This window comes from Nocardiopsis ganjiahuensis DSM 45031 (assembly GCF_000341085.1).
GTDB classification, from domain to species: domain Bacteria; phylum Actinomycetota; class Actinomycetes; order Streptosporangiales; family Streptosporangiaceae; genus Nocardiopsis; species Nocardiopsis ganjiahuensis.
The window spans coordinates 169,224-193,132 of sequence record NZ_ANBA01000011.1; the positions used below are offsets into that span (position 1 = coordinate 169,224).

Below are 23,909 nucleotides of genomic sequence, written 5' to 3' on the forward strand. Positions count from 1 at the left end.
CTAGCGGATGCTGTCGGGGGATATCCGGAGGGTCTGCGGAGGACGGACGGGCAGGTCGTCGTGGAACATCAGGGCCACCGCGAACCCGTCCTCGATGTGGACGCTGTCCTGGTCGGTGGCTTTTCCGGTCCGTGATCGGAGAAGGGTCGCGGGGAGCCCGTGCACCTGGTCCGCCGTCAACGTCACCTCTCCTTTCAGCCGCACCGGATCCAGCCAGTCATGAACCGAGCCGTTCTGCGTTCCGGAATGCCACACGAGAACCGGAACTCCACCATCAAGCGCATCGTGAACATGCCTCACGGGCTGTTCGAGCCCTCCGGGGACAGAAAGGCAGATAACGCGTTCATCGTCCCATCGTCTGTTGGGCAGTCTCTCACTGATATCCCCTTTGTGGAAGAGATCAAGCACGCGCGCCTTCCCTTTCCTTTCGAGGGAACCCCAGCGTTTCCGAGCGTGCATCCACGCATTCCTGGCCGCGCCTGACCGGTGGTCCGCCACCTCCGCCGCCCGGTAGACCACCTCGGCCCTGGTACCCAGCCTCTCCCTGCCCAACGCCGCCTGGCTCTGCCAGAGCTCGACCCGGAGGGCGCACATCTGGGACACCGAGGCGATCACCTCGACCCGGAGCGCGCGATGGTTCCTGGTGCGCACGTCCTCCGCGAGCTGACCGAGACGGTCTCCCAGTCTGGCCGCGACCTCGTCCCGGCTGACCCGGTCCACCCAGTGTTCGAGGAACTCCGGTTCCCCGCCGCTCTGCTGGCTGAGCACGGCCCAGCTCTCCAGTTCGACCTGCTCCCTGCGCGCACCGGGATTGACCCACACCACCAGCCGGGCCGGGGTGTCCACCAACTCCGGGTCGCCCCATATGAACTGCTGTGGACTGGTACTGCCCCAGTGCCTCAACAGACCGGCGCAGGGCAGCGCGGGCAGGAGCTTGGCGAGCTGCTTGCACAGCCCCCGCACCGGCGGCTCACCCTTCACAGCGGTGAACTGGGAGAGGCAGACCAGGGCCTCCCACGCGTTGCCCGGCTCGGGCAGGCGACCCGGTGCGGCGCTCCTGCTCCTCACCTTCCTGAACGCGATCTGGACCATGTCCTCGCAGGCGACGGGGGTGAGCTGTCGGCGCACCTCGTCGAGGTCGGCCCCAGCGGCGTCGAAGAGCTGGGCGGAGAGTGTCTCGTTCTCCTCCTTCTCGACGAGGGGGCGTACCAGCCTCACCACCCTCTCCGCCTGCAGGGAACCGTCCTCCCACCGGTGGAGCCACCGGCTGAGGTCGAGGAAGGCGAAGCGCCGTACGCAGTGGTCGACGAGGCGCTCCGCGAAGACCATGAGGGAGCCCGTCGGCACACGCCTCTGCGCACTGGACGAGACGAGGTAGCTCAGCAGACTCGTCTGTCCCTGCTCCTCCGACAGGCGGCCGATCTCGCACAGGGCGTCCACGATCTGGGCGCGCAGGTCCGGAGGCAGCGTGTGGATCCCCGGCTCGCCGTGGACCGGTTCGCCGTGAACCGATTCGCCACGGGCCGGTTCATCGTGGGCCGGTTCGCCGCGGGTCGGTTCATCGTGGGCCGGGTCGCCGTGGACCGGTTCGCCACGGGCCGGTTCACTGAGGCCGACCTCGCTGAGGCCCGCTTCGCCGCTCATGCGTCCTCTCCCAGCAGGGGGCGGGCCGTCGCCCAGACCTCGCGCATGGCGGCGGTGCCCTCCTCCCGCTGGTCGAGCTGCTCCAGGACCCGGCGCAGGACGCCGAAGTTCCGGTGGGCGATGGACACCAGGTGCTCGGCGTAGACGTGGGCCGACTGGTCGAGCCTGATCCGCCTCCGGAGGCGGACCTCGAGCGCCTGGTGGAAGAGTTGGCGCGTCTCAGGCAGGGCGACGGTGTCCAGCTCCGCCACGGCCAGTGCCAGCTCACGGATCTGATCGGCCTGGGCCGCCGGGTCAGGCAGCGGTTCGGGCACGGGTCCGGGCACCTCTGCCAGCGGCTCCCACGCCTCCTGGATCTCTTCGGTGGGGATCATCCAACCGATCCTCCCGTCGGCGGAGGCCTCGCAGACGATGCCCAGGACCTCGCCGCTGTGGTCCTCGATCACCCCTGCCCCGCTGAACCCGCGCTGGAGGTGGAGCGCGTTGTCGGGCGCGACGTCGAACTGGCAGTACTCGCTCCTGCTCCCGCCGAAGCGACGCAGACGGGCGGTGACCCACTGGCCGTGCTCGACACCGGGGAAGCCCACGATGCTCAACCACTCGCCCCGGCGACGGAAGGACCCCACCGGAGTGAGTGCGGCCGGGGCGACGCCGGGTGCGGGCTCGAGGCGCAGGACCGCCAGGTCCCAGGGCGCGTGGTCCTTCCACCACCAGCCGTCCTCCACCACGGTTCCGGTCAGGACCGGCTCCGTCAGGCCCGGGCGGCGCACGTAGACGGAACTGCCGGGGCCGGGGTCGGACCCTCCACGGGCGAGGACCGCGTTGTAGACGACGTGTGCGCAGGTGATCGCGTGGTTCGGGGACACGAGCACCGCGGCCCCGCGCAGCTGCTGTCCGTCCCCGTCGACCACCTTCAACTGCCAGTCTGTGGACACAGTGCTCCCGTTCGGTACGGGGGCCGGAACGGGGGGACGGTCCCGACTCAAACACAGCCCCACTGACAACGTGACTGTTCGTTATTCCCCACATACTACCGACCACAATCCGAACACCGCGATCGATAGAACTCACTCTTACCGAAACAGAAAGGGCATCCTCATCCGATGCGAATCGATCGGACACCCCTTCACCTTTCTGGCCTCTAAAGCCTCACGAATAAACAAACGAAACAACAGCCCCGCAGAAAGCACGAACGGCTGCCCGACATCCTTCATGGGCGGCCGCGTCAGCGATGCGAGTCCACTCCAAACCAACGTTCGGGGCCCGGACCAGGCCGGACGCCGAGTCGGCTCGGATGCCGGCCCGAACCGTGTTGCGCCGGCGGGCCGAGGCCGTGCGATGATCATGTCCCGTGGATCGGGGGATCTGGCAGACGCCCAGTGGGCGGCGCCGGAATCGTTGCCTCCGAAGGGCGTCGAGCCCGGACGGTCCCCAGCGCGCACCGAGCGCCAGCTGATCTCCCGGGACCTCCCCGTGGGCTCCACCACCACCCCAACCCACCGACACTCGGCCGGCGCACCCCTCCAGATCGTGGTTCTGGCGCCGACCGTCACCCGGGGCGCGCGGGAACGCGCGGTACCCGTCGGAACCGTCGATGTCCAGTTGCACCATGACGTCGGTGACGCGGCCGCTGCAGAGCCGCGCCGCACCGGCGCGAAGGTCGGCTTTGAGGAGCTACCGAAGATGTTCCAGGGTCTGGTGCGGTACGTGCCCGCGGCGAAGGGGTCGGCGGTGCGCGGAGCGGTCTACCCTCGGCGGTCCCTGGTCCTGGTCACCGGGGTGCCCGGGGCTGGGAAGAGCACCCTGCTGCGGCGGCTGTTCGGTCTCGACGGGGACGAGAGACGGCCCGTGCTCACCGCAGACGGTGTGCGGGTGATCGACTCGCTGCAGTCGCGGTACCAGCTGGGGTCGCTGCTCGGCCGGGTCCCCTACCCGCTGTGGCGCTGGGTGGTGCACGTACTGCACCTGGCCCAGGTGGCCGCGGCGCTGCGGGGCGGCCCGGTGGTGGTGCACGAGTGCGGGACCCGGCGCCCGGTCCGCGTGCTGCTCTCCGTGCTCTGCCGACTCCGCCGGTACGAGGTGCATGTGCTGATGATCGACGCCACCCCGCAGGAGGCCCGGAGCGGGCAGGAGGCCCGGGGGCGGCGGGTGACCGAGCGCAGCCACCGGATGCACTCACTGCGCTGGCGGCGGTTGCGCGCGGCCACCCTGCACGGGCCGGCGGCGTTCGCGCCGGGCGCGCGCAGTCTGCTCGCACTGGACCGGCGCCGGGCGAGGGAGCTGGCCTGGATCCGGTTCGGACCCTGCGCGGACACCCGTGGCCCCCTGCACACCGCGGCGGGGGCGCCCTCTGCCCAGGTTGAACCCGTGATGTCCGACACCTCGTGAAACCGGCTGGTCACGACGGCACTCCGCCCCCGTGGGGCACGGGCGAGGGTGCGGGTCGACGCCTCAGGGGCAGCGGCGACGAGAACAGGTGCGGATACGGGCGGTCGCGACCCGCCAGGACCAGCGGGCCGCGACCTTGGACGGGACCGTCCAGGCGGCCTCGATCCGGATCCGGCTCTACGGCCCGACCCGTTCGGGAACAGTGCCTAGGCGGGCACGGACTCCGCGGTTCCCCGCTCCCCGCGGACGCGGCCCCAGGGCATCAGGCGGTCCACCGCGTAGCGTCCGCCGGAGAAGCCGAGGGCGAGCGCGGCGGCACCGAGGACCAGGGGCAGCTCGAAGCCGCCGACCAGGGGGTCGCCGACATGGGCGAAGGCGTACGCACCGCCCATCATGAGGGCGAGGGCCACGCCCGCGACCGGCAGGGCGAAGCCGACGACGAGCGCGACACCCGCACCCACCTCGGCGGCCACCGCCAGGAGGGCGGCGAACTGCGGGAAGGGGACGCCCATCGCCCCGAAACCCCCGGCGGTGCCGGCGAGGTCGGCCGCCTTCGGCAGCCCGTGGGCGAGGAAGACGACGCCGACGACGATCCTGGCCAGCAGGGCGGTCGTGTCACTGATCCTGAGTCTGAGCGTTTCGGTCATGGTGGTTCCTGTTCTGTGAGCGGGTATCCCGGAGTCAGGCGGATCCCGTCGACGTGCGGTTCCAACACTTGAGATCGCAACCTTTTCCCGAGAAACAAGATGGTAGTACGTATCCGCCCGAACACATAGCGTGCATGTCACAGAGTTGGAAAAGGTCCACCATCCGCCCTGGTCAGGGCCGATAACAGAACACGGTTCAGTCCTGGGAGCCGATCCCGTCCGGGTCCGGGTACCTGGGCTCCTCGCCCTGGGGGTCGAGCACGGACAGCATGGACTCGGAGATCTCGCGCAGCTGCGCCACCTGTTCACGGCTGAGCGTGTCGAACAGGACCCGCCGGACCTCGTGCACGTGGCCCGGGGCGGCCGCCTCCAGGACCTTCAGCCCCGCCGGGGTGAGTTCGACGATCGTGGTGCGCCGGTCTCCCGGCCGCTTGAAGCGGCGGATCATCCCCTCGCCCTCCAGTCGCGCCGCCGCGTGCGAGAGCCTGCTCGGCGAGGAGCGCAGCAGGCGGGCCAGCGCGGTCATCGTCAGCTCCCGCTTCGGAGCCTCGGACAGCATCGCCAGGATCTGGTAGTACGCGTGCGGCAGCCCGGAGTCATGCCTGAGCTGACGGTCCAGCGCCCCGTCGAGCAGGTTGACAGCCATGAGAAAGGCACGCCAGGCCTGCTGCTCGCCGTCGTCGAGCCAGCGTGTCTCGGCCATCTGACCAGAGCCCCCGAAATACTTGAGCGTTCAATTGTATGGCTCCGTGGGAAGGAGCACCCCCTGGCCGTCGCCCCCGTGCGGACCCGACGGCCGATCGACTGGTCTGGTGGCCCTCTCCCCCCGACGAGGGCCCCGGTGGACTCCGCGCGCCGACAAGGACACACCGCCGGGCACCGGCGCCACCCACCCCGCTGACCTAAGGATTCCAGGGTTTCCCGCAACGCTACTACGACGTGCCCCGCACCGCCCCCGAAGCTCCCCCGCCCGCCGGACGGGGCCGGGCGCCCACCACTGGTCCAGTCGTTCCGGTCCGACCGGGCACCCGGGTTCCGGGCCCATGAACACCGGAAACCCGCCGAAAGGGCTACCGGAATGTCGTGGGGTTCTGGGAAACTCCCGTCCATGACAGGCACACGCACCCCTGCCGACGCGAGGACCGTGGAGGATCTGCTCCGGATCGACGGACGGATCAAGTACCTGCACTTCTGGGGGCACCAGCCACCGCCCGGCGGAGTGTCGGCGAGCTGCCTGTCCCAGTGGTGGGCGGCCGACTTCACCGTGGACGGGGTCACCTACCCCACCGCCGAGCACTTCATGATGGCCGGAAAGGCGCGACTGTTCGGCGACACCGAGGCAGCCGAACGGATCGTCGCGGCGGGCCACCCGCGCGACGCCAAGACGATCGGCCGCGAGGTCCGCGGCTTCGACCAGGAGGTCTGGGAGCGGGAGCGCTTCGAGATCGTCGTCCGGGGCAACGTCGCCAAGTTCGGCCAGAACGAGGACCTGCGTGCCTTCCTGCTCGACACCGGACAGCGCGTCCTGGTCGAGGCCAGCCCCCGTGACCGGGTGTGGGGGATCGGAATGGGCAAGGAGAACGAGAAGGCCGAGCACCCCCGTTTCTGGCGGGGGCGCAACCTGCTCGGCTTCGCCCTGATGGAGGTCAGGTCCAGGCTCTCCGCGCAGACCGGCTGAGGGAGGCCCGCCGACGGCGTGCGGGACCCGTTCTCCCCGATTTCACTTCGGATTCCCCTGTTCACCCTGCGTCGCCATCACTGCGGGAGTAGAGTCCGAACACGCGGACAGCACGGTGCCCGGGCACCCGCGCCTGTTTCCCGCCTTCGCCTGGCGCTCTCGCCATCGAACCCGCGGCCCGACCCCGAGGTCCCGCCGTGCCTGGGAGACAGATCCTCCAGCTTCGCCGAACGCGCGAGTTCCGGACTCCACCGTCCTCTCTTTCCAGGACGACACTCAGGGGATTCCCATGGCCTACTACCGCATTCAGCTGCACGACGGCACTTCCCGCACCCTCCAGGCGGTGCGGATGCGCACCGACGCGAGCAGCCTCTACCTGGAGGAGCGCGCCGCCGGAGACTGGCGCGAGGTGTTCAGCAACCCGATCGACGACGTCGAGCGCGTCCAGCGCCGGTTCACCGAGAACGACGGCACCTGGACCTGGCTCCAGGAGCGGCTGCCCGCCCCGGTCGGCGGGGTCCGCGCCTGGTGAACCCGGCGGCGCGGGACACAGCGGTCCCGCGCCTCCGGCCCTCCGAGGCCGAACCGGGGTCTACCAGGGCAGGACCCCGTAGCTCTCCGGGTCGTCCGCCGAGGCGAGGTGCCCCCACAGGACCCCGCTGGGTCCGTCGTCGGGCAGGTTCGCCAGGTACAGGCTCACCTGTGCCCCCTGCCTCGCGCTGCGTGAACCGCTGTGCCCGTTGAGGTCGGTGGCGCAGAACCCCGGGTTGGCGGCGTTGACCTTCACGGACGTGCCCGCGAGCTCCTTCGCGTACAGGGCGGTGAGCATGTTGACCGCCGCCTTGGACACCGGGTAGGCGGGTGAGCCGGACATCCCGAAGAAAGGGCCCTCCGGATCGGTCATGGACCCGATCGAGCCGATCTCACTGGACACGTTCACCACCCGCCCCGCCGGGGACCGGCGCAACAGCGGCAGGAACGCGTTGATCACCCTCACCACGGAGACCGTGTTCACGTCCAGGAGTGTGCGCAGCTGATCCGGATCAGAGGTGCTCGGGGTGGCCCCGAGACCCAGGGCCGCGCCCGCGTTGTTGACCAGCACGTCCAGCCGTCCGAACTCGGTCTCCACCCTGGCCGCGGCCGCCTTCACGCTCTCCGGGTCGGTGATGTCCAGGGACACCAGGCGCACGTCCCACCCCTCGTCCCGCAGGTCCCTCTCCGCCGTCGCGCCGAGCTCCGGGTCCCGTGCGCCGAGCAGGACGAGCGCGCCCTCCTCCCCCAGCAGCCTGGCGGTCTCCAGCCCGATGCCCTTGTTCGCCCCGGTGACCAGGGCGATCCTCGTGTCGTCGTCGTTGGTGCTCTGCTTGTTCCGGCTCTGGCTCATGCGCTCATCGTGGGCACCGGAACGTCTCGGGAAAAGGGGTCGGCCGATGGTGGTACCGGCGGTACCAGTGTCATCGGCGCACGGGTCGGGCACTCTGGAGGAGAGCCCGTGGCGATCGAGCACAGAGGAGGACGTGATGGCGGACCGCTCCGAACTGGCCGCGTTCCTGCGGCACCACCGCGGCCGGATCGTGCCCTCCGACGTCGGACTCCCCGAGACCGGCCGACGGCGCACCCCTGGGCTGCGCCGCCAGGAGGTGGCCCAGCTCGCCGGGATGTCCGTGGAGTACTACGTGCGCCTGGAACAGGCCCGCGGCCCGAACCCCTCCGACCAAGTGCTGTCCGCGCTCGCCCGGGCACTCGTGCTCTCCGCGGACGAGCGCTCCTACCTGTTCCGGGTGGCCGGAGCCGAGCCCCCGCCGGTCCTCGCCCCGGTCCGGGAGGTCTCCCTCGCCGTCCGGCACCTGTTGGACAGCCTCACCGCCACCCCCGCCTACGTCCTGGACGCCAAGTACGACGTCCTGGCCTGGAACACGATGGCCACCCACTTCATCGGCGACATGGCCGCGGTCGACGAGTCCGAGCGGAACATCATCATGTGGATGTTCCGGCGCTCCGACGACGACCCGCAGGTGGCGGAGCACCCCGACGCCAACTGCATGGAGCGCAACTCGGTGGCGGACCTGCGCGCGGCCTATGCCCGTTATCCGGGTGACCGCGGCATCAACCGGATGCTGACCACGCTTCTGGGCACCTCGCCCCGGTTCGCCCGCCTGTGGGAGGAGCGCACCGTGCAGGAGCGGCGCGGCTTCCACAAGAGTGTGGCGCACCCGCTCGTCGGCCGTCTGGAGTTCGAGTGCCAGGTGCTGCACGTCCCCGAGACCGATCAGCGGATCATGCTGTACTGCGCCGAACCCGGTTCCCCGAGCGAGGAGGGCATGCGCCGGCTGGCCGCCGAGTACGCACCGCCCGGTGCGGGTGATTTCCCCGGCGGGGCGCGCAACGCCGCCCTCAGCGCCGAGCGCGAAATCCTCGGGAGCGCTCCGGAGGGCCTCCAGTAGTCTGTCGGCGCCCCCGCCCCGGCTCACTCTGCACCGAACCCGCTCTCCCATCGAGGATCCGTGCCCGAATCCCCCGCCGTGGACCCCGAGGTGCCCAGCACCCTCCGCGCCGTCCTGTGGCTCCCCCTGTCCCTCTACGCCCGGCACCCGATCGCCCTGCTCGCGGCCACCGCCCTCCCCCTCCTCCCCGGCCAGGCGCTCGGCGCCTACTACAACATCAGGGAGACCGAAGGCGCCCGCGTGGTCGACGGTGAGGTACTCGCGCCGCCGACGCGACCCGGCTTCGACGACTCACTCACCCTGGGCGTCCTCACTCTGGAGCCCGGCTGGCCAGGGGGCGCGCTGACCTTCGTGGGCTGGGTCCTCGGCCTGGCCGCCGGATCACTGGTCGCGGCAGCCCTGCTCCTGGGTCTTCGGCTCCCCGCCCGCGCCGTGGTCAAGGCCGTGCTGCGCCGCCTCCCCCTGCTGCTGACGTGGGCGGTGGTGGTGCTGGCGTACGTGCCCGTCTCCCTGATCACCGGCGGAATGGGCTTCGCGGCGCTGGTCTCCCACCTCCAGGGCTTCTCCTCGGGGATCGCGGGTGGGGTGTTCTGGCTGCCGATCGGGGTGGCACTGCTGGTGGCACTGACACCCCTGCTCATCGGCATGCCCGTCGCCCTGCTCCGCGGTCTGACCCTGGTCGAGGGGATCGGTGCGGCCTGGCTGCTGTGCCGTCGCCGCCGGATCGCTCACGTGCTGTGCCTGTTCCCGCTGGCCGCCCTGCTCCTCCTGCCCCAGGAGATCGGGGAGCGGATGGCTGAGACGGCGGCCGGAACCGTCCCCGCCCTCGGGACCGCACTCGGCCTCAAGATCCTGCTGGTGCTCTTCCTCGCCCCGCTGCCCGTGCTCCTGCTGACCGCGCAGTCGCTGTGGACCCGCCCCGGCCCGGTGCCGATCGCAGGCCTGTCCGACGGGGAGTGGATCGCCGACCAGCTGGACGAGCGTGGTGCCACCGCCGAGGCGCCCCACCGCCGACCGATCGCCGCCGCAGCCCTGTTCGCCGTCCTCGTGGCGGTACCCCTGGTCGGAGGCGGTGTCCTGGGGGCCAACCCTCACGGCGCCCCGGTCGTGACCACCGAGCGGCTGGACCGCGGCGAGTTCCACCAGCTGACGGGGGACGCGGCACCGGCCGAGTACGGGGAGCACGCCCCGGTCGAGGTGACCCGCTCGGACGGCCGCCCCCTGGTCGCGGACCGGGACCGGGACGTCCACCTGCGGGACTGCCGGAACACCGAGTGCTCGGAGTGGGACACCGTCTCCCTGGGCGGTGGCACGATCACCGTCCTCCACACTCCGCCCGGGTTGGCTGTCGACGACCGGGACCGTCCCCGGATGGCGTTCCTGGCCGGGGACAGCGCGATGCTGACCTTCCTCGCCTGCGCCGACCCCGGCTGTTCCAGCTGGGAGAGCGTGGAACTCCTCCACCTGAGCGACGTCCGGTCCACCCCGACCCCGGAGAACCACTGGGACTCGGCGCCCGTACTGGTCCTCTCCCTGGACGGTGACCGGCCCGTCCTGCTGGTGGGGCACACCCGGGTCACCTGCCTCGACCCCATGTGCGGCCTGACCGGGGGCCCGGGGCAGGAGTGACTGTGGGCGGCGGGACCCCCGAAGGGCTCGGACGAGGGCCCCGCCGGTCTTGGGGATCAGCCCTTGATCGAACCCTCCGTCAGCCCGCCGCGCCAGAAGCGCTGCAGGACGACGATGGCGATGACCAACGGGATGATCGACAGCATGGAGCCGGTGACGACGTTCGTGTACATCTCGATGTCACGGCCCTGGTAGGACTGCCAGGTCACCAGGCCCAGGGTGATCGGGTACAACTCCTCGTCGGCGAGCATCACCAGCGGCAGGAAGAAGTTGTTCCAGATGCCGACCATCTGGAACAGGAAGACCGTCACCAGGGCGGGGGCCATCAGGCGCAGCCCCAGCGAGAAGAAGATGCGCCCCTCCCCGGCGCCTTCCAACCGGGCCGACTCGATGATCGAGTCCGGCACCGAGGCGTCGGCGTAGATCCGGCACAGGTAGAGGCCGAACGGGGAGATGAGGCTGGGCAGCAGCACCGCGAGGTAGGTGTTGGCCAGGCCGATCTGACTGAACAGCAGGTACAGCGGCAGGGCGGTGGCGGCGGCCGGGACGAGCACCCCGCCGAGCACCATGCCGAAGACCAGTTCGCGGCCCCGGAACCGGTACTTGGCGAGGGCGTACCCGGCCGCGGCGGCGAGCAGGGTCGCCAGCAGGGCTCCGACCACCGAGTACAGGATGCTGTTGAACGTCCAGCGCAGGAAGATCGCGCCGTTGACGCTGAACACCCTCGCGATGTTGTCGAACAGGGCGAACTCGCTGCCGAGCCCGAACCCGAACGAGTTGAACAGGTCCGAGGTGGTCTTGGTCGAGGCGACGAACACCCACAGCACCGGGATGACGAAGTACGCGGTGACGGCGGCGAGGATCGCGGTGACCAGGATCTTGGAGCGCAGGGGCGCGCCGGTGGCGACCCCCTTGCCCGTGGGGCGGGGGGCGGAGGCCTTGCCTCCGGGCTTCGTGGCGTCGGCAGTGACCGTCATCGGTTCCGGCCCTTCCTGTTCATGAACCAGAGGAACCCGAACGAGAGCACGAAGGCCGTCACGGCCACGATGACGGACTGGGCCGCCGCCACGTTGTAGTCGTTGTCGGTGAAGGCCGAGTTGTACGCTGCCATGTTCGGCGTGTACGCGGAGTCGATGTTCACCGTGAAGCCCGCGATGATCAGGGGTTCGGCGAACAGCTGGAGGGTGCCGATGATCGAGAAGATCGTGGTCAGCACCAGGGCGGGGCGGATGAGGGGGATCTGGATCCGCCAGGCGATCTGGAACGGTCCGGCACCGTCGATGCGCGCCGACTCGTACAGCTCGCCCGGGATGGTCTTGAGCTGCGCGATCAGGATGAGCATGTTGTAGCCGATGAACAGCCACGTGATGATGTTGGCGATCGACCACAGGACGCTGGTCGGACCGAGCAGATCCAGTTCCAGGCCCACCAGCCCGGCGACGTCGATGACCGGGGACAGGCCCGGGGTGTACAGGAAACCCCAGAGCAGCGAGGCCACGACACCGGGGACGCCGTAGGGCATGAAGTACATGGCCCGGAAGAAGCCGGGCCACTTCGCGGAGGCGGACTCCAGCAGCAGGGCCAGGAGCAGCGCGGCGCCGAGCATGACCGGCACCTGGACGATCCCGAACAGCAGGACGCGGCCGATCGAGTCGACGAACGCGTCCTGGCCGAGGGCCCGGGCGTAGTTGTCGAACCCGGCGAAGACGGTCTCGCGGCCCTCCTCACCGAACAGGCCGAACCGGCGGACCTGGATGAAGCTCTGGTAGACCGCGTACAGGATCGGCAGCAGGAAGCACAGGACGAAGAGGCCGACGAACGGGGCCAGGAAACCCCAGGGGACCAGATTCCCGGTCCGGAACCCGCGCTGGGGGGCGCGATCCCGGGTGGGGGCCGACCGGCCGGACGGACTCGGGGAGGCCGGGACACGCGTGGTGGTCGTCATGACTCGCTCCTCACCGACAGGCCCTTGGCACGGATGTCCCGGACGGTGTTCTCCTGGGCCTGCGCCAAGGCGTCCACGAAGGAGGTGCCGTCCGCGACCGCGGAGCGGAACGCGTCGCCGATGTGGTTCTTCGTGGCGCTGAGCGTCGGCCCCCACACCCACTCGGTGGGGATGTGCTCGGTGGCCTCGGCGACGATGTCGGTGTAGTTCTGGTCCGAGAAGAAGGGGTCGGGGCCCTCGTTGCGGACCGCGTTCTCGTTGACCTCCTCGGATGCCGCCCACCCGATCCCGCACTCGGTGATCATGGCGTCCACCGCGCGCTGGTCGGTGCTGAGCCAGTTCGCGAACCGGACCGCCTCGTGGGGGTGCCGCGCACCGCTGAGGACCACCGAGGCGGAACCGCCCCAGGTGCCCTCACGGCGGGGTTCGCCCTCCCACTGCGGCATCCCGGAGACCTCCCAGCGGCCCGGGTTGTCGGGATCGTTGCCCTTGATGATGGCGTCGCCCCAGCTGCCGACCGTCCAGGTCCCGATCGTGCCCTGCTGGAGGCCCTGGAACCAGCCGGTGGACCACACCGGGTGGGTGAGGTCCAGGACGTCCTCGTTGACCAGCTCCTCCCAGAAGCGGGCCACCCGTGCCGAGGCGTCGTCGACGAAGTTGACCGTCCACTCCCCGCCCTCGGTGCTGAACCACTGGGCTCCGGCCTGCATGCACATGCCCGCGAGCCAGTCGGCGTCACCGACCGGGAAGGACTCGATGGCGGCGCCGTCCTCGGCCGCCGCGGCGCGCCGGGCCGCCTCGGCGTACTCGTCCCAGGTGGCGGGGGCGCCGTCGATGCCCCACTCCTCGTACTTGTCGGCCCGGTAGAAGTACATCAGCGGGCCCGAGTCCACGGGGATGCCGTAGTGACCGTCGATGTAGGAGGCCTGGAGCCACTGCCACTCGTCGAAGCGCTCGATGTGGTCCAGGGCCCCGTACCGGCTGAGGTCCTCCAGTCCGTTCTCCAGCAGGAAGGAGGGGATCTGGAAGTACTCGACCTGGGCCAGGTCGGGCTGGTTGCCCGCGACCAGGGAGTTGAACATCTTCGCGTAACCGCCGTCGAGGCCACCGGGGATGGTGACCGCCCGGACCTGGATGTCGGGGTGTTCCGCGTTCCAGATGTCGGCGACGGCCTGGAGTGCGGGCCACCAGGTCCAGTAGGTGAGGGTGATGTTCTCGTCCGGGGCCTTGGGCGGCACGAGCGGCCGCTCTCCCACGGGGCCGACGGTGGCCGCGCATCCGCCGAGCGCCGCGACGGAGCCGGCAGCGGACGCTGTCAGCCCGGCTCGGAGCAGCCCTCGGCGGGAGAGCCCCTGGTTCGACAGGCCCGGTCGGGTGAGCCCGCCCGGTCCTCTGCGGGGGATGGGAACTTTCATGCTGGTTCCTTAGGGAAAACCTGCGGTGGGGGGTGGACTCAGCGCACGTCGAGGGGGAGACGGTGCGCGAGGGCGCGGCTGGAGGAACCCACCGCGAGGTGGTAGGTGCCCTTCGGGGTGCGCCACGAATGCGCAGCGGGGTCCCAGACCGCGAGACTGCGCGGCGGGATGTCGAGGTGGACCGTGACCTGCTCTCCGGGCGCGGCGTGCACGGAGGCGAAGGCGGCCAGGGAGCGGAGCGGCCGGGCGGGTCCGCCCTCGGCGGGCGGCTCCACGTAGACCTGCACCACGTGGCGTCCGGGGCGGGCACCGGTGTTGGTGAGGGTGGCGGTGACGGTGAGGGGGTCCGCGGCCAGGCCCTCCACCAGGGTGTCGGACTCGAGGGCGGCGGCGGAGAGTTCGGCGCCGTCGGTCTCCCAGTCGGTGTAGCCGAGCCCGAAGCCGAAGGGGCGGTGGGGCTCCACCCCGTCCCGGTCGTAGGCGCGGTGGCCGACGAACACGCCTTCGTCGTAGGTGAGGACGCCGTCCACCGGCCGGGTGTCCATGATCGGGACGTCGTCGTGGTCGCGCGGCAGGGTCCAGGGCAGTCGTCCCGTGGGCTCGGCGCGGCCGGTGAGGGTGTCGGCGAGGGCGTGGCCGTACTCGTGGCCGCCGAACCAGGACCACAGGACGGCGGGCACCTCGTCCAGCCAGGGCAGGAGCACGGGGGCGCCGGCGTTGACCACGACCACGGTGTTCGGGTTGGCCGCGCTCACCCGGCGGACGAGTTCGTCCTGCGGGCCGGGCAGGTCCAGGGTGGGCCGGTCGTAGCCCTCGGACTCGACCTCGTTGTTGGTACCGACCACCACGACCGCGACGTCCGCGGCCTCGGCGGCCCGGACCGCCTCCTGGATCTCCTCCTCGTCGGTCGGCCCGGGGGGCCGGTGGCGGATCTGGGAGATGACCGCGCGGCCGAAACCGCCGAAGTCGCCGACCTCGGCCTCGACCCGGATCCGCACCCTGCGCGGACCGTCGCCCTCGGCCACCTCGATCCCGACACGGGGACCGTCGGGGTTGGAGTGGCGGGACTCCAGGATGTCGTCGACCGAGGCGGGGGCGTCGGCCTCGCTGACGACCTCACCGTCGATCCGGCTGGTGTGGCGTCCCACCACGGCGACCTCCACCAGGTGGGTGCCGGGTTCGGTGAGGGTGAGCACGGCGTCGAGGGCGGCCCGTTCGGCCTCCTTCGGCGCCCCGATGTGGAACGCCCCACCGGTGACCTCGGGGCCGTCGACGGTCATCCCCGAGCCGTCGTACAAGGTCAGGTCGATCTCGGTGAGGCGTTCGGCTGTGACCACCGGCAGGTGGCGGCGGGGGTCGCCGCCGCGCACGAGGGTGAGTTCGACGTCGTCGGGCAGGGCCTCGCGCAGCCCGTCGGCCGGGCTGACCAGGTACTTGGAGTTGACGTGCGCGCTACCGCCGCCCTGGGTGTAGGCGTCCACGGCGTTGGGACCGATGAGCGCCACGCTGCGGACCCGGTCGGCGGCGATCGGCAGGACGCCGCCCTCGTTGCGCAGCAGGACGTGGCCGCGCGCGCCGACCTCGCGCAGGACGACCCGCTCGTCCTCGCCGTCCACCGCCGGGGCGGTGTCCTGGTCGAGCTTGCCGACCCGCTCGGCCAGGAGCAGCAGGCGGGCGACCTTGTCGTCGACCACGGACTCGGCGACCTCACCGGAGCGGACCGCCTCGACCAGGGCATCGCCCCAGGGGCCGTCGGGGCCGGGCATCACGAGGTCGAGTCCCGCGTTGGCGGAGGGCGCGGTACTGCGGGCGGCGGCCCAGTCGCTGCACACCACCCCGTCGAAGCCGAGTTCGTCCTTGAGCAGTCCGGTGAGGAGGCCCCGGTGGTCGGTCATGCCGGCGGCCTCGGCCCCGTCGTCGACCCCGTTGTAGGCGGCCATGACCATCCAGGCCCCGGCGTCGAGCACGGCCTCGAAGGGCGGCAGGTAGACCTCGCGGAGCGTGCGTTCGTCGATGCGGGAGTGGTAGCTGGTGCGCTCGTGCTCGGTCTCGTTTCCGATGAAGTGCTTGGGGCAGGTGCCCACGCCCTCGCCCTGGACAGCGCGGACGAAGGCGGCGCCGAGCTCCGCGGTGAGAAGGGGGTCCTCGGAGAAGCACTCGAAGTGGCGGCCGCCGGCCGGGGAGCGGTGGAGGTTCAGCACGGGGGCGAGGACGACGTCGACGTCCTTGCGGCGGGCCTCGGAGGCGAAGAAGCGCCCGACGCGCTCCATGAGCCCGGTGTCCCAGGAGGCGGCGACCGCTGTGGGGCTGGGCGTGCTGGCCGAGTGCTCCATCTGGTTGAGGTCGGTACCGCGGACCCCGGCGGGGCCGTCGGAGACGGTGACCGGCAGCAGTCCGGCCTCGGGGCTCTCATGCAGAACCCACCCGGTACGTCCGGTGAGCAGGCGCACCTTGTCCTCGAGGGACAGGCGGGCGACGCGCTGGTGAAGTTCCGAGTCCATGAGCCCCTAGCCCTGTGATCTGTGTCTCTTGAGGCGAGAGACTAGTTACTAAATGTTCATTAAGTCAAGGGGGAGTGGGAAAGTCTCGATAGCGTGGGGTACGCCCCGGCCTCGACGTCCCGGCTGTCGGCCCGGAGTACCCCCGCGGTACAAGGAAGTGGAGAGCAGGAATGAGCGAGACGACCCCCACGGAGACGCGCTCCAACGAGGGCCGGCCCCCTGAACGCGCCCCGCGCAAACGGGTGAACCGGCGCGAGCAGATCCTGCGCACCGCGGCCGACGCGTTCGCGGCCCAGGGCTTCAACAACACCTCGCTGGCCGATATCGCGGCGATGCTCGACATCACCCCGGCGGGGGTCCTGCACCATTTCGGTTCCAAGACCGACCTGCTCACCGCCGTGCTGGAGCTGCGCGACAACAACGATCCCGCACCCCCGGGCAGCGGCATGCTCGACCACCTGGTCACCACCGCCGAACGCAACGCGGAGCGCCCCGGGACCACCCAGCTGTACGCCGTGCTGTCCGCCGAGAGCGCCACCGCCGGCCATCCCGCGCAGGAGTGGTTCCGCGAGCGCTACACGGTGCTGCGCCAGGAGGTCGAGGACGCGGTCCTGGACCGGCTGGGTCCCGAGCACAGGGAGGCCGCGGGCACCCCCGGGCCGAGCGGCCACTCCCCCGCCCGGTCGGCGGCCGCGGCCGTCCTCGCCGCCATGGACGGGCTCCAGGTGCAGTGGCTGCTGGACCCGGAGGCGGTGGACATGGCCGCCGTCACCGAGCTGGTGATAGACGCCGTCGTGGCCAGGCTGAGCACCCGGGCGGACACCGGGAAGAGCTCAGGGGAGGGATCCCAGGAGGCCTCGGGGAACACGGAGGGCTGACACGCGTAGCGGGCACCAACGGAACCGGACACACAAGCACCGGGCACCCGCGTGCCGACTGCACGCGTGCCGGACACACAGAAAAGGGGGCGCCGCGGTGCTGTTCGCACCGCGGCGCCCCCTCGGGCCCGTCGGGCCGTGGCCTTCAGGCCGGTGTCACAGGTCCTCACCGTGCACGGAACCGGGGGTGCCGTAGGTGGTCATCTGCGGCTCGGAGGTCTCACTGCCCTCGAGCCACTCGTCCCAGGACTTCTGCCAGTAACCCCAGCCGTTGTCGTGCTCGAACTCGCGGTCGGTCCCGGTGGTGTCGAGGACGTCACCCATCAGGGTGTTCTCGAAGAACCACTTGGCGTCGTCGTAGCGCAGGTTGGTGCAGCCGTTGGAGGTGTTGGCCGAACCGATGTTGCCGTTGTAGGACGCCTCGTGCACGAACTCGCCGCTGTTGGAGGTGCGCACCGCGTACTGCACGTCGACCTTGTAGGAGCCGGGGGCGTCCTCGGGGATGCCCACGGTCGCCGAGTCCATGGTCAGCTGCTCGTAGCGCTCCATCAGCACGTGCGTGCCGGTGGTCGTGGTGTCGAACTCGCGGTTGGCCGCGCCGTTGCTCACCTCGAGGACGCGCTCCTCCTCGCCGTCGACCTGGATGACCATCTCGTGGTCGGGCACGTGCATGGTCGCGATGAGCTCGCGGCCGATCTCGAAGTCGATCCGGTAGTTGCGCACGCCGTAGATGCCCTCGGACGCCTCGACGCCCGCGAGGTTCAGGTCGACGCTGACCTCCTGGTACGGCTCCCAGTACTCCTCGGGCCGGAAGACCGCCATCTGGTCGGTGATCCAGTTCCAGGCGCCGGCGGTCTCCTGCTCGGCGACGACGTTCATGGAGTTCTCGACCTGTGCCTTGTTGGTGACGGGCAGGTCGAAGTTGATCACCACGGGCATGCCGACACCGACGGTGTCACCGGAGCTGGGGAAGTTGGAGACGAGTTCGAGGCGCTGGCCGGGGACCGCCTCGAAGGTGGTGAACTCGGTGCTGAGCTCGGTCTCCTCACCGGCCTCGTTCTCGGCCGTGGCGGTCACCACGATCTCCGAGCCGGGGCGCAGGTTCCAGTCACTGACCCACTCGGTCTCGTCCTCGTTGAGGGTGCCGGTCATGGCGTAGAGGTCGGCGTCGTCACCGCCCTCGCCCTCGCCCGCGGCCTCGCTGACCACGGTCTGGTCGACCTGGACGTCGGTGATGACCCCGTGCTCGGCGCTGACCCGGACGGGGGTGTTGGGCGCGATCTCCTCGCTGCCGGTCTCCGGAGTGATGCTCAGCTCGACCGGAGTCTCGTCGGCGGGATCGGCGTTGCTCTGCGTCTCGGCGTCACCGGACGTACAGGCGGTCGCGACGAGCGCGAGTGCCGCCAGTCCGATGCCGAACCGACGCACCACCGCCGGGTGGGTCTTCCCCGTCACGTCTGGACCTCCATAGCTGAAAATCGAATCCCGACCTACTTCTCCGAGTAAGACGCTCCCGCACGGAAAAGGTTCAGAAATCCCGTACATCGGTATGGAGCGGTTATCCGGGACACGTGCCCTGGGGCACCCGGAACCGCTGAGAATACACCCAGGGGGTACGGGTCCGGACCGCCAGGGGGTGGGGTTCCGGCTGCCCGGAAGCGCCTCTGCTTGCCCTGCCATCATGCCCGATCTAGAATGTTGTTCGTTCGCTCAGGTTTCTTGTGGGATGAAAGTTGTCCGTTCGCTCAGGTTTTTGGAGACAAGGAGACGTCACATGCCCTGGATCTGGCTGGCCGGAGCGATCGTCCTCGAGGTCCTCGCCACCACCTCCCTGAAGTTCTCGGAAGGGTTCACCAAGCTCCTGCCCTCGGTCCTGGTCGTCGTGGGCTACGTGGGAGCGTTCTACATGCTCTCCCAGGCACTCACCCGGGGCATGCCGCTCGGTGTGGCCTACGGGGTGTGGGCCGCGATCGGGATCGCCCTGCTCGCGGTGATCGGAGCCGTCTTCCTCGGCGAGTCCCTGACCTGGGTCCAGGTGGGGGGCATCGCGATGGTCATCGCCGGGGTCATGGCCCTGGAGATGGGCGGACAGCACTGACCGCCGGCACGGGCCGACAGGAGGGGAGAACATGAGTACCGACCAGCAGCTCGAGGACCCGGAGAACATCAGCGACGGCCGCCGGCGCAAGGGGGAGCAGCGGCGCCGCCTGCTCCTGGACGCCGCCATGGACGTCATCACACGGGACGGCGTCACCGCCGTCAGCCAGCGCCGGGTGGCCGCCGAGGCGGGGGTCCCGCCCAGTACCGTCACCTACTACTACGCGACCGTCGACGATCTCCTGGTGGACGCCCTCACCCGGGTGAACGACGCCTACGTCCGGCGGGTCGACGCCCTTCCGAAGGACCCGGACGAGGCCCTGCGCGGCTTCGCCGCCCTCATCGCCGAGTGCGCGGAGACCGACCACGCGCACGCCCTGGCCGAGATGGAGCTGTTCCTCATGGCGGCCCGGCGCCCCGCCCTGCGGGCGCAGATCGACCGCTGGACGGCGGCCGTGGACGCCTTCCTCACCCCCTACCTCCCCGACCCCGCCGCTCGGGCCGGAGTGGCCGCGGCCTCGGACGGCTACTTCCTGCGCTGCTGCACCGCCGATCCGCCGCCCGGTGCCGACGAGGTCCACCGGGCCCTTCGGCGTCTCATCGACCGCGAGCACGCCGCCCGCTGAAGCTGCTGCGCTCGCCGACCCGGCCCCGGCCCGGCGGTACGGATCGGCGTCCCGGATCCGGCGGTAGGGGCAGGCGTCCCGGATCCGGCGGTACGGACCGGCCGGATCCCGGTCATCTCCGCCTGCGGTCGCCGCCGTCCCGGACCATGTCCACCAGCAGTCGCAGCACGAACATCGCCGTGGCCGCCAGCAGCATCCAGGCCAGCAGGTTCAGCGCCTGCGCGTGGGTGGCCAGTTCCGACCAGGACACCCCCGGCGTCTCGGTGACGTTGAACAGTCCCACCGACATGAACCCGGTGACCACCGCCAGCACGGTCATGACCGCGCTCCGCAGCACCGAGCGCAGGAGTCTTCGGTCCTCGGGGTGGGCGAACATCCGGGCCTGCACGGTGAAGCGGCCCTTGTGCAGCTGGTCGGTGATCCGGTCCAGTCTGCGCGGCAGCCGACGCAGGGTGGGCAGCAGGGCGATCAGCTCCCCCGAGGCCATCTCCCGCAGGTTGCCCGTGCCCAACTGCTCGGACATCCGCGCCCCGGCGTACCGCTTGGCCTCGGCCACCGTGTCGAACCCCGGGGACAGGTGCACCAGGGTCCCCTCCAGCGTGGCCAGCGCCCGGAAGACCGCCGCCAGCTCGGCGGGCAGGACCAGCCCGAACCGGGTGACCAGCATCAGCAGCTCGGTGAACATCCGCATGCTGGCGGCGGCCCCGCCGTGCAGGTAGCGCGCCATGAACTGGCCGAGTGAGCGGCGCAACCGCTCGGAGTCGATCTCCCCCGGGTCGTCGACCACGTCGAGGAGGGTGTCGGTGAGCAGCACCGCGTCGCCCCGGTCGATGGCCAGCAGCATCATCTGGAGGGCCTCCCGGGTCTGGGCGTCCAGACGGCCCACCGACCCGTAGTCCAGCAGCCCGACCCCGCCCTCGTCGAGCAGCAGGATATTGCCCGGGTGGGGGTCGGCGTGGAAGATCCCGCTCAGCAGGACCTGCTCGAGCAGGCAGTCCAGAAGGGTCCGGGCGATCCGCTCCCCCTCCTCCGGGGGAAGCTCGCGCCCGTCGACCTGGGTCCCGTGCAGACGCTCCATCACCAGGACGCGGCGGCTGGTGTAGGCCTCGTAGACCTGCGGGATCCGCACCGGGGAACCGCTGGTGGCGTCGGCGACGGCGGCGATGTTGGCCGCCTCCACCTCGAAGTCCAGCTCCTCCAGCAGCGCCTCGGCGAACCCCTCCGCCAGTTCGAGCACACCGATCGCGGGCCCCCAGTCGGTGTTCTCGTCGAAGCGCCGGGCCAGCCTGCGGATGATGTCGAGGTCGCGCCGGACCACCGGGGCGATCCCGGGCCGCTGCACCTTGACCACGACCTCCTCGCCGCTGTGCAGCCGGGCCAGGTGGGCCTGGGCGATGGAGGCGGCGGCCAGGGGTTCGGGGTCGAACTCGGCGAACACCTCACTTGACGCACGGCCCAGTTCGCCCTCCAGGCAGTCGCGGATCTGCTCGTAGGGGACCCGTGCCACCTCGCTGTGGAGACGGCCCAGCTCCTCCACGAACACCGGGGGCAGCAGGTCGCGCCGCGTACCCACCACCTGTCCGAGCTTCACGAACACCACCCCGGCCTCCTCCATGGAACGGGCCAGGGAGCGGGCCAGGCGCCGCTGCGCCGAGGTGTCCTCGACCCCCTCCCGGCGGCCGACCACGTAGCCGCCCAGCCCGTGCCGGGCCAGGATCCACAGGATGCGCCGGTAACGGCCCAGCCTGCCGAACCAGTCCCTGGCCTCGCGGGCCATGGCCACCGGACGGACCCTGGTGCCCCGGGGCAGGAGCAGTTCCAGGGCGACGAACGCGAGCATCGCGCCCACCGCCATCGCGAAGAGCATCAGCGACATGAACCCGGGCTGGTTCAGGTCGGCCGGATCGTTGGAGTTGAGCGCCTCGAAGGTGCCGTAGTAGGCGAGGATCGCGCCCACCGATCCCACCGGCGCCCCGACCAGCGCCGCCAGGGCCAGCCTCGGCAGGTTGAACGGCACGTCCATGAGTCTGCTGGCCAGCTTGCCCAGGCCCAACAGGATCAGGACCAGCACGATCAGCGACAGCACCTGGCTGACGACCATGCCGAACACCGAGGTGATGGTCAGTGATTCCATGAATGTCCTTCTGGCTGGGGAGAGGGCAACAACACTGCCAGGTCCCGCCCTCCGGCGACAGCCGGTGCCCCCAGCCTGTGGACAACTCCGCGGCCGCACCGGACCCCGCACGCGGAGGGGCCCACGGGAACGCGTCCCGTGGGCCCCTCCGTCGCTCCGGTTCGGCGGATCAGCAGGTCAGCTCCCAGGAGCACTCCTGCTCACCGCCGGCCTTGTCCACCCGGCTCATGGAGACCGTCCCCGCCGGGGCCTCGTTGCCCAGGTACTCGGCCAGCCGGATCACGACCGCGTCCTGCACGGACCTGGGCGCCGCACCCGAGTGGCCGTTGTTGACCACGCTGAAGTACAGCTCGCCGCCGTCGGGGCCCTGCACGTAGCCCGAGAGCGCGCTCACCCCGGTCATCGTGCCGGTCTTGGCCTGGGCGACCCCCTCCGCGGCGGTACCGCCCATCCGCGAGGCCAGGGTGCCGCCGACGAACGGGTCGCTGTCGCCCGCGACCGGCAGCGAGCGGTGCCAGACCTCGTACCAGGAGGCCTCCTGCACGCTGTCGAGCAGGTCGACGACGCCGTTCGCGGTGACCCAGTTGCCCCGGGACAACCCCGATCCGTCGTTGAAGACCAGGTCGGAGGTGTCCACGCCCAGCTGCTGGAGCGCCTCCTCCTGGGCGGCCAGTCCCGCCTCCCAGGACCCCTCGCCGGAGACCTCCTGGCCGATGCTCTTGACCAGCATCTCCGTGTGCTGGTTGTTGCTGAACTTCATCAGCGGCACCAGGACCTCGCCCAGCGGCATGGAGGAGTGCTCCGCGACCACCCTCGGGCGGTGCCACTCACCGGGGACCTCCCCGCGTGCGACCTCGCCCTTGACGGTGACGCCGTTGTCCTCCAGGGCCTGGGCGAACAGGTGGCCGGCCAGCCCGGCGGGCTCGTCCACGGTGCGCAGCGCCACCACCGGCGCGGCGTCCGCGGGCAGTGATCCGGTGACCTCGATCGTGTTGGTGCCCGCCGGACGGTCGATCACGAGACTGCTGCCCCCGCCGGCCGGGCCGGTGACGGCCCGGTTGTCCAGCTCGGCGTAACCGTCGGCGGCGCCCAGGTCCACGCTCACGGCGTCGCCCTCGGACCCCGCTGAGACGGTCACCTCGGTCACCCCGGTGTCGTAGCGCTCCCCGTGGGCCACCGTCAGGGCCGAGATCTGCGCCGAGTAGGCGTAGGGCTCGTCCTCGGGCCACCAGTCGTCCACGAGCCGCTGGTCGTCGAACCACGTGTCGTCGGCGTACAGGTCGCCGACCGAGGTGACGCCGGACGCGGCCACGTCCGCGGCGATGGCGTCCAGGTCGGCCTCGTTCAGCGTGGGGTCGCCGCCGCCGACCAGGTACAGCTCCGGCACGTCGCCCCGGCCCGGACGGCGCTCGACCACGGCCTCGGTCCCGAAGGTGTGGTCGGTGCCCAGCACCTCCAGCGCCGCGGCGGTCGTGAAGGCCTTCATGTTGGAGGCGGGCAGCAGCTGGGTGTCGGCGTCGCGCGCGTAGAGCACCTCGCCGGTGTCGGCGTCGGTGACCACCACCCCGGAGGTCGCGCCCTCCAGCGAGGGGTCCTCCAGGATCGCGTCGATGTCGGCGCGCAGGTCCTCGGCGCGTTCCGCCGGGTCCGCGGTGTCGGCGAACGCCGGGGCGGAGGTGAGCGTGGTGAGGGAGACCAGCGGGGCGGTGACGAGGGCGGCCGCGGCCAGCCATCGTCGTCCGCGCAGCGGCTCCTGCCGGCGGGGGGTGGCGGGGGTCATGGATCTCCTCGGAGAAGTGCCGATCGGGAGTATGCCAGGCGAACTTAACCGACGGTCGCCTTTCGGCGCCAGAGCGTGCCCGGCGCTTCGCCGACGAAAAGGG

General features: G+C 70.7%; 20 protein-coding genes. 8 read left to right on the top strand and 12 right to left on the bottom strand.

Annotated elements, in window-relative coordinates; translation table 11 throughout:
- Both D458_RS36085 and D458_RS0115960 read right to left on the bottom strand, forming a co-directional pair.
- On the bottom strand, window positions 1–1,644 hold the full coding sequence (locus D458_RS36085; RefSeq protein ID WP_017587754.1) for a hypothetical protein: 1,644 nt from the start codon (window positions 1,642–1,644) through the stop codon (window positions 1–3).
- Complete coding sequence (locus D458_RS0115960) at window positions 1,641–2,579, bottom strand: S1 family peptidase (protein WP_026119349.1); 939 nt, start codon at window positions 2,577–2,579, stop codon at window positions 1,641–1,643. Before D458_RS0115960 ends, D458_RS36085 begins: the two co-directional genes overlap by 4 nt.
- Before the next feature lie 748 nt (window positions 2,580–3,327).
- On the opposite strand from D458_RS0115960, the gene D458_RS0115965 reads away from it, so the two are divergent.
- Entirely contained in the window at window positions 3,328–4,032 is a 705-nt protein-coding gene (locus tag D458_RS0115965; protein ID WP_026119350.1) for an AAA family ATPase, read from the top strand.
- Window positions 4,033–4,238: 206 nt separating this feature from the next.
- Here D458_RS0115965 and D458_RS0115970 read toward each other — a convergent pair whose 3' ends face one another.
- Window positions 4,239–4,679 (bottom strand): DoxX family protein, encoded by a 441-nt coding sequence (locus tag D458_RS0115970; protein ID WP_017587757.1) that lies wholly within the window; start codon window positions 4,677–4,679, stop codon window positions 4,239–4,241.
- A 196-nt stretch (window positions 4,680–4,875) separates the two neighbouring features.
- Window positions 4,876–5,382: a MarR family winged helix-turn-helix transcriptional regulator gene (locus D458_RS0115975; RefSeq protein ID WP_017587758.1), complete on the bottom strand. Its 507-nt coding sequence runs from the start codon at window positions 5,380–5,382 to the stop codon at window positions 4,876–4,878.
- A gap of 405 nt (window positions 5,383–5,787) precedes the next feature.
- Between D458_RS0115975 and D458_RS0115980 the strand changes: the two genes are divergently transcribed.
- Window positions 5,788–6,357, top strand: coding sequence for an NADAR family protein (locus D458_RS0115980; RefSeq protein WP_040702481.1), 570 nt, complete (start codon window positions 5,788–5,790; stop codon window positions 6,355–6,357).
- A gap of 289 nt (window positions 6,358–6,646) precedes the next feature.
- On the top strand, window positions 6,647–6,889 hold the full coding sequence (locus D458_RS0115985) for a hypothetical protein (protein ID WP_017587760.1): 243 nt from the start codon (window positions 6,647–6,649) through the stop codon (window positions 6,887–6,889).
- Window positions 6,890–6,949: 60 nt separating this feature from the next.
- On the opposite strand, the gene D458_RS0115990 is transcribed toward D458_RS0115985, so the two are convergent.
- Window positions 6,950–7,741, bottom strand: a complete 792-nt coding sequence (locus D458_RS0115990; protein ID WP_017587761.1) for an SDR family oxidoreductase — start codon at window positions 7,739–7,741, stop codon at window positions 6,950–6,952.
- Between the two features lie 136 nt (window positions 7,742–7,877).
- Between D458_RS0115990 and D458_RS0115995 the strand changes: the two genes are divergently transcribed.
- Both D458_RS0115995 and D458_RS0116000 read left to right on the top strand, forming a co-directional pair.
- Complete coding sequence (locus D458_RS0115995; protein ID WP_017587762.1) at window positions 7,878–8,801, top strand: helix-turn-helix transcriptional regulator; 924 nt, start codon at window positions 7,878–7,880, stop codon at window positions 8,799–8,801.
- Between the two features lie 60 nt (window positions 8,802–8,861).
- Entirely contained in the window at window positions 8,862–10,430 is a 1,569-nt protein-coding gene (locus D458_RS0116000; protein ID WP_040702482.1) for a hypothetical protein, read from the top strand.
- Between the two features lie 56 nt (window positions 10,431–10,486).
- Here D458_RS0116000 and D458_RS0116005 read toward each other — a convergent pair whose 3' ends face one another.
- Genes D458_RS0116005 through D458_RS0116020 form a run of 4 tightly spaced genes read right to left on the bottom strand, consistent with a single transcriptional unit; the run spans window position 10,487 to window position 16,291 of the window.
- Window positions 10,487–11,407, bottom strand: a complete 921-nt coding sequence (locus D458_RS0116005) for a carbohydrate ABC transporter permease (RefSeq protein ID WP_017587764.1) — start codon at window positions 11,405–11,407, stop codon at window positions 10,487–10,489.
- Window positions 11,404–12,375, bottom strand: coding sequence for a carbohydrate ABC transporter permease (locus tag D458_RS0116010; protein WP_017587765.1), 972 nt, complete (start codon window positions 12,373–12,375; stop codon window positions 11,404–11,406). Before D458_RS0116010 ends, D458_RS0116005 begins: the two co-directional genes overlap by 4 nt.
- On the bottom strand, window positions 12,372–13,790 hold the full coding sequence (locus D458_RS0116015) for an ABC transporter substrate-binding protein (RefSeq protein ID WP_017587766.1): 1,419 nt from the start codon (window positions 13,788–13,790) through the stop codon (window positions 12,372–12,374). The genes D458_RS0116010 and D458_RS0116015 overlap by 4 nt, the downstream gene beginning before the upstream one ends.
- Window positions 13,791–13,828: 38 nt before the next feature.
- Window positions 13,829–16,291: a beta-glucosidase family protein gene (locus tag D458_RS0116020; protein WP_017587767.1), complete on the bottom strand. Its 2,463-nt coding sequence runs from the start codon at window positions 16,289–16,291 to the stop codon at window positions 13,829–13,831.
- Window positions 16,292–16,461: 170 nt separating this feature from the next.
- Here D458_RS0116020 and D458_RS0116025 point away from each other — a divergent pair, with 170 nt between their 5' ends.
- Window positions 16,462–17,169, top strand: a complete 708-nt coding sequence (locus D458_RS0116025) for a TetR/AcrR family transcriptional regulator (protein WP_017587768.1) — start codon at window positions 16,462–16,464, stop codon at window positions 17,167–17,169.
- Between the two features lie 156 nt (window positions 17,170–17,325).
- On the opposite strand, the gene D458_RS0116030 is transcribed toward D458_RS0116025, so the two are convergent.
- Entirely contained in the window at window positions 17,326–18,624 is a 1,299-nt protein-coding gene (locus D458_RS0116030; protein ID WP_017587769.1) for a L,D-transpeptidase, read from the bottom strand.
- Between the two features lie 319 nt (window positions 18,625–18,943).
- Here D458_RS0116030 and D458_RS0116035 point away from each other — a divergent pair, with 319 nt between their 5' ends.
- Both D458_RS0116035 and D458_RS0116040 read left to right on the top strand, forming a co-directional pair.
- Window positions 18,944–19,267 (top strand): DMT family transporter, encoded by a 324-nt coding sequence (locus tag D458_RS0116035; RefSeq protein WP_017587770.1) that lies wholly within the window; start codon window positions 18,944–18,946, stop codon window positions 19,265–19,267.
- A 31-nt stretch (window positions 19,268–19,298) separates the two neighbouring features.
- Window positions 19,299–19,892: a TetR/AcrR family transcriptional regulator gene (locus D458_RS0116040; protein ID WP_017587771.1), complete on the top strand. Its 594-nt coding sequence runs from the start codon at window positions 19,299–19,301 to the stop codon at window positions 19,890–19,892.
- A gap of 112 nt (window positions 19,893–20,004) precedes the next feature.
- On the opposite strand, the gene D458_RS0116045 is transcribed toward D458_RS0116040, so the two are convergent.
- Together D458_RS0116045 and dacB are read right to left on the bottom strand one after the other, a co-directional pair.
- Window positions 20,005–22,026, bottom strand: a complete 2,022-nt coding sequence (locus tag D458_RS0116045; protein WP_017587772.1) for an ABC1 kinase family protein — start codon at window positions 22,024–22,026, stop codon at window positions 20,005–20,007.
- Between the two features lie 169 nt (window positions 22,027–22,195).
- Window positions 22,196–23,806: a D-alanyl-D-alanine carboxypeptidase/D-alanyl-D-alanine endopeptidase gene (gene dacB, locus D458_RS0116050; protein ID WP_017587773.1), complete on the bottom strand. Its 1,611-nt coding sequence runs from the start codon at window positions 23,804–23,806 to the stop codon at window positions 22,196–22,198.
- Window positions 23,807–23,909 lie beyond the last annotated feature (103 nt).

Bases quoted from the DNA above. Each gene is read 5' to 3' on its own strand.
- D458_RS0116005 (WP_017587764.1), bottom strand. From the start codon at position 11,407: ATGACGGTCACTGCCGACGCCACGAAGCCCGGAGGCAAGGCCTCCGCC.
- D458_RS36085 (WP_017587754.1), bottom strand. From the start codon at position 1,644: ATGAGCGGCGAAGCGGGCCTCAGCGAGGTCGGCCTCAGTGAACCGGCC.
- D458_RS0115985 (WP_017587760.1), top strand. From the start codon at position 6,647: ATGGCCTACTACCGCATTCAGCTGCACGACGGCACTTCCCGCACCCTC.
- dacB (WP_017587773.1), bottom strand. From the start codon at position 23,806: ATGACCCCCGCCACCCCCCGCCGGCAGGAGCCGCTGCGCGGACGACGA.
- D458_RS0116040 (WP_017587771.1), top strand. From the start codon at position 19,299: ATGAGTACCGACCAGCAGCTCGAGGACCCGGAGAACATCAGCGACGGC.
- D458_RS0116015 (WP_017587766.1), bottom strand. From the start codon at position 13,790: ATGAAAGTTCCCATCCCCCGCAGAGGACCGGGCGGGCTCACCCGACCG.
- D458_RS0115995 (WP_017587762.1), top strand. From the start codon at position 7,878: ATGGCGGACCGCTCCGAACTGGCCGCGTTCCTGCGGCACCACCGCGGC.
- D458_RS0115975 (WP_017587758.1), bottom strand. From the start codon at position 5,382: ATGGCCGAGACACGCTGGCTCGACGACGGCGAGCAGCAGGCCTGGCGT.
- D458_RS0116010 (WP_017587765.1), bottom strand. From the start codon at position 12,375: ATGACGACCACCACGCGTGTCCCGGCCTCCCCGAGTCCGTCCGGCCGG.
- D458_RS0116020 (WP_017587767.1), bottom strand. From the start codon at position 16,291: ATGGACTCGGAACTTCACCAGCGCGTCGCCCGCCTGTCCCTCGAGGAC.
- D458_RS0116045 (WP_017587772.1), bottom strand. From the start codon at position 22,026: ATGGAATCACTGACCATCACCTCGGTGTTCGGCATGGTCGTCAGCCAG.
- D458_RS0115970 (WP_017587757.1), bottom strand. From the start codon at position 4,679: ATGACCGAAACGCTCAGACTCAGGATCAGTGACACGACCGCCCTGCTG.
- D458_RS0115965 (WP_026119350.1), top strand. From the start codon at position 3,328: ATGTTCCAGGGTCTGGTGCGGTACGTGCCCGCGGCGAAGGGGTCGGCG.
- D458_RS0115980 (WP_040702481.1), top strand. From the start codon at position 5,788: ATGACAGGCACACGCACCCCTGCCGACGCGAGGACCGTGGAGGATCTG.
- D458_RS0116035 (WP_017587770.1), top strand. From the start codon at position 18,944: ATGCCCTGGATCTGGCTGGCCGGAGCGATCGTCCTCGAGGTCCTCGCC.
- D458_RS0116025 (WP_017587768.1), top strand. From the start codon at position 16,462: ATGAGCGAGACGACCCCCACGGAGACGCGCTCCAACGAGGGCCGGCCC.
- D458_RS0115990 (WP_017587761.1), bottom strand. From the start codon at position 7,741: ATGAGCCAGAGCCGGAACAAGCAGAGCACCAACGACGACGACACGAGG.